Below are 8,833 nucleotides of genomic sequence, written 5' to 3' on the forward strand. Positions count from 1 at the left end.
CAACGAGAAACGGCCCTCATCGGGATCCCGATGAGGGCCGTTCATCTGTGCGCGAGGGGGGAGTTGAACCCCCACGCCCTTGCGGGCACTGGAACCTGAATCCAGCGCGTCTGCCATTCCGCCACTCGCGCATTCGCTATGCCTTCAGGCCCTGCTCCCAGAGGTGCTTGGGCCTTCCGACATCGAGAAGATTAGCACGCTGGAAGTGGTGGGTTCACATCCCTTTCCCCACCCCCGGACGCACTCCCGCCCCGCCCGGACCGAGCCGGACCGGCTGCGACTTCGTATCAACACGTGCCGGTTCACGTATCAACCTCGTACCGGTCCAGCCCATCTCCCCAGGAGGCGGGCAAGGTGCACAGTCAGGTGCGGGACACTGGTTTGGCGCCGCCTCTACGATCTGGGTACGGCTCAAGGAGTTCGAAGAGGAGCTTCCGCGGGAACTTCGTCAGGCGTCGACACCCGTCGACCGTCCTGACAGGGGGAACCAGCCGATTTCCCGGCGCGTGGATACGATCAGTAAGCAGTACCAAGCACGGCACGCACGACAGGCACGGCACGCAAGGCTTCAGACAGAGCAGCAACCAGGAGGAGGTGCCCCATGGGAGTCCTGAAGAAGTTCGAGCAGCGTCTCGAAGGTCTGGTCAACGGCACCTTCGCCAAAGTGTTCAAGTCCGAGGTCCAGCCCGTGGAGATCGCGGGCGCACTGCAACGCGAGTGCGACAACAACGCGACCATCTGGAACCGCGACCGGACCGTCGTACCCAACGACTTCATCGTGGAACTGAGCGCACCGGACCACGAGCGCCTCAGCCCCTACTCCGGACAGCTCGGCGACGAACTCGCCGGCATGGTGCAGGACTACGCCAAGCAGCAGCGGTACACCTTCATGGGCAACGTCAAGGTGCACCTGGAGAAGGCCGACGACCTGGACACCGGTCTGTACCGGGTCCGCAGCCGTACGCTCGCCTCCTCCACCAACCAGCAGTCCCCCGGCGCCGCCGCACCCGCGGCCCCGCCGAGGAGCCGGCCCGGAGCGGGCGGTTACGGCTATCCGCCCGCCGCCGCACCGCCCCCGATGCCGGCCGGACCGCCGCCCGGCGGACGCCCCGGCGCCGCACCGGCAGGCCCGCCCATGGGCCAGCGCCCGACCGCGGGCGCGAACCGGATGCGATGCTGGGTCGAGATCAACGGCGCCCGCCACCAGATCTCCGGCCCGACGCTCGTACTGGGCCGCAGCACCGAGGCCGACGTACGGATCGACGACCCCGGAGTCTCACGCCGGCACTGTGAGATCCGCCCCGGAACGCCCCCGACGATCCAGGATCTCGGGTCCACCAACGGCATCGTGGTGGACGGGACGCACACCACCCGCGCTACGCTCCGCGACGGCTCGCGGATCGTCGTGGGCAGCACCACCATCATTTACCGGCAAGCCGAAGGGTGAAGCGGGGGCAATGTCAGAGCTGACCCTCACGGTCATGCGGCTGGGTTTCCTGGCCGTACTGTGGCTGTTCGTGATCGTGGCCGTGCAGGTCATCCGCAGCGATCTGTTCGGTACGCGTGTCACCCAGCGCGGGTCGAGGCGTGACAGCGGCCGCCAGCAGCAGGCCGCCCGGCAGACCGCCGCGCCACCGCAACAGCGCCAGCAGCAGCCGTCCGGCGGCGGCAGGCAGCGCCGGGGCGCCCCCAGCAAACTGGTCGTCTCCGAGGGCACCCTGACGGGCACCACCGTCGCCCTCCAGGGGCAGACGGTCACGCTCGGCCGGGCCCACGACTCGACCATCGTGCTGGACGACGACTACGCCTCCAGCAGGCATGCCAGGATCTACCCGGACCGCGACGGCCAGTGGATCGTCGAGGACCTCGGGTCCACCAACGGCACCTATCTCGACCGGACCCGGCTGACGACTCCCACGCCCATTCCGCTGGGCGCGCCGATCCGCATCGGCAAGACCGTCATCGAGCTGCGGAAGTAGTGCTACATCATGAATAGGCGCGAGCGGAGCGAGCACGCGGCGGCGGTCCACGCGAAGGGCCCCGGCGCGCTCCCGACCGGAGGGTGGGCACCGTGCGGATGTACCCGGAGCCGACGGGCGAGGTGCGCATGAGTCTGTCACTGCGCTTCGCCGCCGGATCGCACAAAGGCATGATCCGCGAGGGCAACGAGGACTCCGGCTACGCCGGTCCCCGTCTCCTCGCGATCGCCGACGGCATGGGCGGCCAGGCCGCCGGTGAGGTCGCCTCCTCCGAGGTGATCTCCACCATCGTCGCCCTCGACGACGACGTCCCCGGTTCCGACATCCTCACCTCGCTCGGCACCGCGGTGCAGCGGGCCAACGACCAGCTCAGGATGATGGTCGAGGAGGACCCCCAGCTGGAGGGCATGGGCACCACGCTCACCGCCCTCCTGTGGACGGGCCAGCGCCTCGGCCTCGTACACGTGGGCGACTCGCGTGCGTACCTCCTCCGCGACGGCGTCCTCACCCAGATCACGCAGGACCACACCTGGGTGCAGCGCCTCGTCGACGAGGGACGCATCACCGAGGAAGAGGCCACCACCCACCCGCAGCGCTCGCTCCTCATGCGCGCACTGGGCAGCGGCGACCATGTCGAGCCCGACCTCTCCATCCGCGAGGTCCGCGCCGGCGACCGGTACCTGATCTGCTCCGACGGCCTGAGCGGCGTCGTGTCCCACCAGACCATGGAGGACACGCTCGCCAGCTACCAGGGCCCCCAGGAGACCGTGCAGCAGCTCATCGAGCTGGCGCTGCGCGGCGGCGGCCCCGACAACATCACCGTGATCATCGCCGACGTCCTGGACCTCGACACCGGGGACACCCTCGCCGGACAGCTGTCCGACGTACCCGTCGTGGTCGGCGCGGTCGCCGAGAACCAGCACAACCAGCACCACCTGCACGACGGCGGCGCCATGCAGACCCCCGCCGGACGCGCCTCCGGGCTCGGCCGGCAGCGGCCCGCGCACGGCGGCGGAGGCGGCGAGTTCGGCCCGCCCGGTTCCGGCGACACCACCGGCTACATCCAGACCGGCGGCTTCGGCGGCTACACCGACGACGACTTCGTCAAACCCAGCGCCGGCCGCAGGTGGTTCAAGAGGACCCTCTACATCACCCTCGCCCTCGCCGTCATCGGCGGCGGCCTGTACGGCGGCTACCGCTGGACACAGACGCAGTACTACGTCGGTGCCAGCGACGAGCACGTGGCGCTGTACCGGGGCATCAACCAGGACCTGGCCTGGGTCTCGCTCTCGAAGGTCGAGAAGGACCACCCCGAGATCGAACTCAAGTACCTGCCCGCCTACCAGCAGAAGCAGGTCGAGGGCACCATCACGGAGGGCGGCCTCAAGGACGCCCAGTCGAAGATCTCCGAGCTGGCCACCCAGGCCTCCGCATGCAAGAAGCAGGAAGCACGGCGCGCGGCCGACAACGCGAACAACGCCAAGACCGGCGAGGGCGAGGCAGGAGGCACCACGGGAACCACCCGTACCGCCGCCGCGTCCAAGGCAACGCCCAGCCCGACGCCGTCCGGATCGGCGTCCCCGTCCACAACCGCACCCACTCCCACACCCGGCCCCAGCCTCTCCGAGGAAGAGCAGAAGCTGGTCTCGCTGTGCGGTAAGCAGTAGGCAAGCCGTGAGGGGCCACTTCATACGATGAGCAGTACAACCACCAACTCACAGCACCACACGTCCACGATCGGCGCGATCGGCACTCCAAGCCGCCGCAACACCGAACTGGGACTCCTGGTGTTCGCCGTCGTCATCCCCGTCTTCGCCTACGTCAACGTGGGCCTGGCCATCGACGACAAGGTCCCCGCGGGCGTCCTCAGCTACGGCGTCGGCCTCGGCCTGATCGCCGGCGTCGGCCACCTCGTCGTACGCAAGTTCGCCCCGTACGCCGACCCACTGCTGCTGCCCCTGGCCACACTCCTCAACGGCATCGGCCTGGTCGTCATCTGGCGACTGGACCAGTCGAAGCGGCTCCAGCAACTCCCCAACTACGTCGAATCGGCTCCTCGCCAGCTGCTGAACTCCGCACTGGGCGTCGCCCTGTTCGTGGCGGTGCTGGTCTTCCTCAAGGACCACCGCATCCTTCAGCGCTACACCTACATCTCCATGGCCGGAGCCGTGGTCCTGCTGGTCCTGCCGCTGGTCCCGGGCCTCGGCTTCGACAACTTCGGCGCCAAGATCTGGATCAGGATCCCGGGCCTGGGCAGCGTCCAGCCCGGTGAGTTCGCGAAGATCGCCCTCGCGATCTTCTTCGCCGGCTACCTGATGGTGAAACGCGACGCCCTCGCCCTCGCCAGTCGCCGCTTCATGGGCCTGTACCTGCCCCGAGGCCGCGACCTCGGACCGATCATCGTCGTCTGGATCATCTCGATCCTGATCCTGGTCTTCGAGACCGACCTCGGTACGTCGCTGCTGTTCTTCGGAATGTTCATCATCATGCTGTACGTCGCCACCGAGCGGACCAGCTGGATCGTCTTCGGTCTGCTGATGTCGGCGGCCGGCGCGGTCGGCGTCGCCAGCTTCGAGTCGCACGTCCAGCAGCGCGTCCAGGCCTGGCTCGACCCGATGAACGAATACCTCCTCAGCCTGAAGGGGGTCCAGGGCCACACCATGCAGTCCATGCAGGCCCTGTGGGCCTTCGGCTCCGGCGGCACCCTCGGTACCGGGCTCGGCCAGGGCAACTCCGACCTCATCGGCTTCGCGGCCAACTCCGACTTCATCCTCGCCACCTTCGGCGAGGAACTCGGCCTGGCCGGCGTCATGGCGATCCTGCTCATCTACGGTCTGGTGGTGGAACGCGGTGTCCGCACCGCCCTCGCCGCCCGCGACCCCTTCGGCAAGCTGCTGGCCATCGGCCTGTCCGGCGCCTTCGCGCTCCAGGTCTTCGTCGTGGCCGGCGGCGTCATGGGCCTGATCCCGCTCACCGGTATGACGATGCCGTTCCTCGCCGCCGGTGGATCCTCCGTCATCGCCAACTGGGCCCTCATCGCCATCCTGCTCAGAATCAGCGACACCGCACGCCGCCCAGCACCCGCCCCGGCCCCCAGCCCCGACGCCGAGATGACCCAGGTGGTCCGACCGTGAACAAGCCCCTGCGCCGGATCGCACTCTTCTGTGGGCTGCTCGTGCTCGCCCTGCTCATCCGCGACAACTGGATCCAGTACGTCCGGGCGGACGCCCTCAAGGACGACAAGTACAACCGCCGCGTCGCCATCGAGCGCTACGCCACACCCCGCGGCAACATCATCGTCGACGGCAAGGCGATCACCGGCTCCACCAAGTCCGACAGCACCGACTTCGAGTACAAACGCAGCTACAAGGACGGGCCCATGTGGGCCCCCGTCACGGGCTACGCCTCGCAGGCGTTCGGCGCGACGCAGCTGGAGTCCATCGAAGACGGCATCCTCACCGGCAACGACGACCGGCTCTTCTTCCGCAACACCCTCGACATGATCACGGGCAAGAAGAAGCAGGGCGGCAATGTCATCACCACCCTCAACGCCGCCGCCCAGAAGGCCGCGTACGACGGCCTGAAGGGCCGCGGCAAGGGCGCGGTGGCCGCGATCGACCCGTCCACCGGCGCGATCCTGGCCCTGGCCTCCTTCCCCTCGTACGACCCCTCCACGTTCGCCGGGAACTCGAACAAGGACTCGAAGGCCTGGCAGAAGCTGCAGAAGGCCCAGGACTCCGACGAGCCCATGCTCAACCGTGCCCTGCGCGACATCTACCCGCCCGGCTCCACCTTCAAGGTCGTGACGGCCGCCGCCGCCCTGGAGAACAACCTGTACACGGACGCCGACGAGAAGACGGACTCGCCGCTCCCGTACACCCTGCCGGACACCACGACCGAGCTGAAGAACGAGGGGACCATCCCCTGCAAGAACGCGTCCATGCGCGTCGCCCTCCAGTACTCCTGCAACACCGTCTTCGGCAAGATCGGCGTCGACGTCGGCAAGGACAAGATGCTGGAGGAGGCCAAGAAGTTCGGCTTCAACTCCGAGCAGTTCATCCCGGTCCGCTCCGCCGCCTCCAACTTCCCCGAGAAGATGGACCGGCCGCAGACCGCGCTCAGCTCGATCGGCCAGTTCGAGACCGCGACGACCCCGCTGCAGATGGCCATGGTCGCCTCCGCGATCGCCAACGACGGCAAGCTGATGAAGCCGTACATGGTCGACAAGCTCCAGGCGCCCAACATCGACGTGCTCGAACAGACCGAGCCCGAGGAGATGAGCCAGCCGCTCACCTCCAAGAACGCCCAGACCCTCCAGTCCATGATGGAGACGGTCGTCAAGGACGGCACCGGCAAGAACGCCCAGATCAGCGGCGTCACCGTCGGCGGCAAGACCGGCACCGCCCAGCACGGCGTCGACAACAGCGAGAAGCCGTACGCCTGGTTCATCTCCTACGCCAAGCTCGCCGACGGCAGCTCACCGGTCGCCGTGGCGGTCGTGGTCCAGGACGAGGGAGCCATCCGCGACGCGATCTCGGGCGGCGGTCTGGCCGCGCCCATCGCCAAGAGCGTGATGGAGGCGGTCATCAAGAGCAAGGAGTGAGCCCCGTCACGTCCCCTTCACATCGGTGCACGTTGCGATACCGGTCCGGTATCGGCTGACGGGCTTGGCCAGGTCACACAAATGAACCCGGGTACCGTATGCCCGGACGGCACACCGCCGGACCACACAGCAGGTGCGGTCGGGACCGACGGAGAGGGCTGGTAGGAAGCTATGGAAGAGCCGCGTCGCCTCGGCGGCCGGTACGAGCTGGGTCACGTGCTCGGCCGTGGTGGCATGGCAGAGGTATACCTCGCCCATGACACCCGCCTGGGCCGCACCGTGGCAGTGAAGACGTTGCGCGCCGACCTCGCGCGCGACCCTTCCTTCCAGGCCCGGTTCCGCCGGGAGGCCCAGTCGGCCGCCTCGCTCAACCATCCCGCGATCGTCGCCGTGTACGACACCGGCGAGGACTACATCGACGGGACGTCCATCCCGTACATCGTCATGGAGTACGTGGACGGCTCCACCCTCCGCGAACTCCTCCACTCTGGCCGCAAGCTGCTGCCCGAGCGGACGCTGGAGATGACCATCGGGATCCTCCAGGCATTGGAGTACTCCCACAGAAGCGGCATCGTCCACCGTGACATCAAGCCGGCCAACGTGATGCTCACGCGCAACGGCCAGGTCAAGGTCATGGACTTCGGCATCGCCCGTGCGATGGGCGACTCCGGCATGACGATGACGCAGACGTCCGCGGTCATAGGAACAGCCCAGTACCTGTCGCCCGAGCAGGCGAAGGGCGAACAGGTCGACGCCCGAAGCGACCTCTACTCGTCCGGCTGCCTCCTCTACGAACTCCTGACGGTCCGCCCGCCCTTCATCGGGGACTCCCCGGTCGCGGTGGCCTACCAGCACGTACGGGAAGAACCGCAGCCCCCGTCGGTGTTCGACCCCGAGATCACGCCCGAGATGGACGCCATCGTCCTCAAGGCCCTGGTCAAGGACCCCGACTACCGCTACCAGTCCGCCGACGAGATGCGCGCCGACATCGAGGCCTGCCTCGACGGCCAGCCCGTCGCGGCCGCGGCGGCGATGGGCGCGGTCGGCTACGGCGCCTACGGCTACCCCGACGACCAGGCCACCACCGCCCTGCGCTCCGACGCCGGCGCCACCACCATGCTCCCCCCGATGAACCCGGACGACGGCGGCTTCGGCTTCGACGACCGCGGTCCCCGACGCCGCCAGCAGAAGAAGTCGAACACCTCGACGATCCTCCTGGCCGTGGCGGGCGTGCTGGTGCTGGTGGGCGCGATCCTGATCGGCAAGTACGTGTTCGACGGGCAGGCGGTGAACGACAGCGCCTTCAAGAACCCGAACTTCGTCAGCCAGACCAAGGCCGACGCGGAGAAGGCGGCCGTGAACGTCGACCTGAAACTGACGTTCACGGACAAACCCTGCGAGAACGAGCCCAAGGGCAACATCTGCTCCCAGAACCCGGCGGCCGGGGCCGACGTGAAGAAGAACGACACGATCGCACTGGTGGTGTCCACCGGGGCACCGAAGGTGATCGTGCCGAGCGTGGTCGGCTCCACCGTCGACGAAGCCACGAAGAAGCTCGAGGGCGACGAGTACCAGTTCGACGTGAAAACGGTGGAGAAGGAGTCCCCTGAGGACCCGGGGAGTGTCCTGGAACAGTCCCTCACGTTCGGCGCCGAGGTGGAGAAGGGCTCGAAGATCACCCTCACCATCGCCAAGGAAGTGAAGAAGTCCACAGTCCCGGACGTCACCGGCCAGGACTGTGACACCGCCAAGCAACAGATGGTGGCCAACGGCCTCGTCGGCGAGTGCACGGAGATCGACACCGAAGACGACAACCAGGACGGCAAGGTCATCTCCACTGTCCCGCCCGCAGGCAACCAAGCCGATCCGGGCGACACAGTGACCATCCAGATCGGCAAGAAGGCCGAGGTCCAGCAGACCGACGTCCCGAACGTCACCCAGAAGACCGTCGGCGAGGCCAAGCAGATCCTGCAGGCGGCCGGCTTCAACAACATCCAGTTCACCAACGGCAGCGACCAGAGCGACACCGCAGTGGTCATCGCCCAGAATCCGCAGGGCGGCAAGGTCGACGATCCGGGCAACACCCAGATCACGCTCCAGACCGTCAACTTCGGAAACGGCAACAACGGCGGAAACGGCGACAACAACGGCGGCATCTTCGGCTGACCGAAACGACGCCGCCATCGTGTTCAGCCAGGGCCCGCAGGCTGGTTCCCCTGTCATCGAAGGCACGCCGTCAACCCGGCAGTGC

6 protein-coding genes and 1 tRNA gene are annotated in these 8,833 nt (G+C 67.6%); 6 read left to right on the forward strand and 1 reads right to left on the reverse strand.

What is annotated here, in order from left to right; all coding sequences use genetic code 11:
• Positions 1-48 precede the first annotated feature (48 nt).
• Positions 49-131 (reverse strand) — tRNA-Leu (locus STRTUCAR8_RS36800).
• Between the two features lie 470 nt (positions 132-601).
• Here STRTUCAR8_RS36800 and STRTUCAR8_RS36805 point away from each other — a divergent pair.
• The 6 genes from STRTUCAR8_RS36805 to pknB all read left to right on the forward strand — a co-directional run bounded on the left by STRTUCAR8_RS36805 (position 602) and on the right by pknB (position 8,748).
• Complete coding sequence (locus STRTUCAR8_RS36805) at positions 602-1,447, forward strand: FhaA domain-containing protein (protein ID WP_006381379.1); 846 nt, start codon at positions 602-604, stop codon at positions 1,445-1,447.
• 10 nt (positions 1,448-1,457) lie between these two features.
• Positions 1,458-1,979, forward strand: coding sequence for an FHA domain-containing protein FhaB/FipA (locus STRTUCAR8_RS36810; protein ID WP_006381385.1), 522 nt, complete (start codon positions 1,458-1,460; stop codon positions 1,977-1,979).
• Between the two features lie 98 nt (positions 1,980-2,077).
• Positions 2,078-3,646, forward strand: a complete 1,569-nt coding sequence (locus STRTUCAR8_RS36815) for a Stp1/IreP family PP2C-type Ser/Thr phosphatase (RefSeq protein ID WP_179200563.1) — start codon at positions 2,078-2,080, stop codon at positions 3,644-3,646.
• Between the two features lie 27 nt (positions 3,647-3,673).
• Positions 3,674-5,113, forward strand: coding sequence for an FtsW/RodA/SpoVE family cell cycle protein (locus STRTUCAR8_RS36820; RefSeq protein WP_006381376.1), 1,440 nt, complete (start codon positions 3,674-3,676; stop codon positions 5,111-5,113).
• Positions 5,110-6,582 carry a peptidoglycan D,D-transpeptidase FtsI family protein gene (locus STRTUCAR8_RS36825; protein ID WP_006381370.1) on the forward strand — a complete coding sequence of 491 codons (1,473 nt, stop codon included), beginning with the start codon at positions 5,110-5,112 and terminating at the stop codon, positions 6,580-6,582. The genes STRTUCAR8_RS36820 and STRTUCAR8_RS36825 overlap by 4 nt, the downstream gene beginning before the upstream one ends.
• Positions 6,583-6,753: 171 nt before the next feature.
• A complete protein-coding gene (pknB, locus tag STRTUCAR8_RS36830) occupies positions 6,754-8,748 on the forward strand; it encodes a Stk1 family PASTA domain-containing Ser/Thr kinase (RefSeq protein WP_006381365.1) in 1,995 nt (664 codons plus the stop codon).
• Positions 8,749-8,833 lie beyond the last annotated feature (85 nt).

Origin of the sequence: Streptomyces turgidiscabies Car8 (assembly GCF_000331005.1) — a bacterium.
GTDB lineage: Bacteria > Actinomycetota > Actinomycetes > Streptomycetales > Streptomycetaceae > Streptomyces > Streptomyces turgidiscabies.

Coding starts and splice junctions, on each gene's coding strand:
- pknB (WP_006381365.1), top strand. CDS start 6,754: ATGGAAGAGCCGCGTCGCCTCGGCGGCCGGTACGAGCTGGGTCACGTG.
- STRTUCAR8_RS36810 (WP_006381385.1), top strand. CDS start 1,458: ATGTCAGAGCTGACCCTCACGGTCATGCGGCTGGGTTTCCTGGCCGTA.
- STRTUCAR8_RS36805 (WP_006381379.1), top strand. CDS start 602: ATGGGAGTCCTGAAGAAGTTCGAGCAGCGTCTCGAAGGTCTGGTCAAC.
- STRTUCAR8_RS36815 (WP_179200563.1), top strand. CDS start 2,078: ATGTACCCGGAGCCGACGGGCGAGGTGCGCATGAGTCTGTCACTGCGC.
- STRTUCAR8_RS36820 (WP_006381376.1), top strand. CDS start 3,674: ATGAGCAGTACAACCACCAACTCACAGCACCACACGTCCACGATCGGC.